Genomic DNA, 1,427 nt, shown 5'->3' on the forward strand with positions numbered 1-1,427 from the left:
CCCCGCCACGGCCTGGAAGACAATACCTTGCCAGTTGAGTCCGCCAGTCACCCGCGGGGCACCAAAACGGGCGCTGATAGGCCCGTTTACCGGTGCCGGGTAGGGGCCGTGGCCGACGATGGGTGTTGCCGGCAATGCGGGCGCTAACATTGGCGGGCGAACTACAGTGGTCGGCGGTTGCATTTGCGCGGTTACCGCCCGTTGAACCTGCCGTGCGCGCTGTTCTGCTTGGGCCCCCTGGGCTAGACGACGTTGCTCGATGGCCTGCCGTCGTGCGGCTATTGCCGCTGCGCGACGGGCCGCTGCTGCGGCTTCGGCCTTGCGTCTTGCCTCGGCGGCAGCCGCTTTCGCGCGGGCGATTTCTTCCTGATGGTGGAATTGTACGACCAGACGGCTCACCAATCCATCGAGAATATGGGCGTTTGCCTGCAGTTCGGAAATCTTCGCCTTATCGGCGGCAATGCGGTCTGCCAACTGACTTTCCAGTGCGGCGTGATGCTGACGCTGTTGCTGGAGGGTGTGTTCCTGAGCACCGACTTGCCGTGCCAATTGGGCGAGACGGGTTTCGTGGGTTTGTACCTCGCGCTTGGTCTTCAGTATTTGTTGCGCCGTGTCTTGCGTCTTGCTAATAAGTGTACTGCGCGCCTTAGCCAAGGACTCATAAAAGACGCTCATACGCCCCAGTTCTCCCGGACGTTCCGTTTGTAGCCAGACGGCCAGTGGCGTGACACCCCCCAGCGTGTAGGCGGCACGCAACTGTTGAGCGAGAATGCTTTTCTGCTGCGCCAGTTCGGCCTGGAGCGCGCTGATTTTTGCCCGCAGGTCAGCAATCTGCGATTTTGCCAGGCGCTGCTGCTGCTGAATACCGGCCAGCTTTTCTTGCACCACAACAACCTGTTGATTGATCGCGTTGATTTCTCTGCGCAGTTGCGCTTGGGTTTTTTGCCCTGCCGCGAGGTGCGCCTGCATTTGCCCCAGATTCTCGTGGATATGCTCCAGCTTTTGTCGACTGTCTTGTATTTTCTCTTGCAATGTTGCCGCCCCTGCTCCCACCGGGAGGAGAATGGTCAAAGCAAGCAGTGCGCCGACGCGGGGATGGGACAGAAGCAACATGGATTAGAGGGGCTGCACCAGGTTTTTCCCGCCCATTTCAGGAGGCACCGGCAAGCCCATGAGCTGGAGCAGGGTGGGGGCGATGTCTTCCAGTGCGCCTCCGGTCAGAATCTCAGCGGAACGCCCAATATAGAGCAGAGGCACCGGGTTGCAGGTATGGGAGGTGTGCGTTTGGCCGCTCTCTACGTCCAGCATTTGTTCAACATTGCCATGATCGGCGGTGATCAGCACTTCGCCGCCTATGGCGCGCGCAGCGCTGACAATGCGACCCAGACTACGGTCTACCGCCTCGACCGCAGCAATGGCGGCGGCCA

General features: G+C 60.5%; 1 protein-coding gene and 1 pseudogene. Both read right to left on the reverse strand.

Annotated features, from left to right (window positions below; translation table 11 throughout):
- Positions 1 to 1,113, reverse strand: a 1,113-nt coding sequence (locus HF921_RS13030; protein ID WP_215893985.1) for a murein hydrolase activator EnvC family protein, incomplete at its 3' end; no start/stop codon positions are given.
- Positions 1,114 to 1,116: 3 nt separating this feature from the next.
- A pseudogene (locus tag HF921_RS13035) lies at positions 1,117 to 1,427 on the reverse strand (2,3-bisphosphoglycerate-independent phosphoglycerate mutase); the annotation flags it as partial.

The sequence above is a fragment of the Acidithiobacillus ferriphilus genome, from assembly GCF_018854775.1.
Lineage (GTDB): Bacteria > Pseudomonadota > Gammaproteobacteria > Acidithiobacillales > Acidithiobacillaceae > Acidithiobacillus > Acidithiobacillus ferriphilus.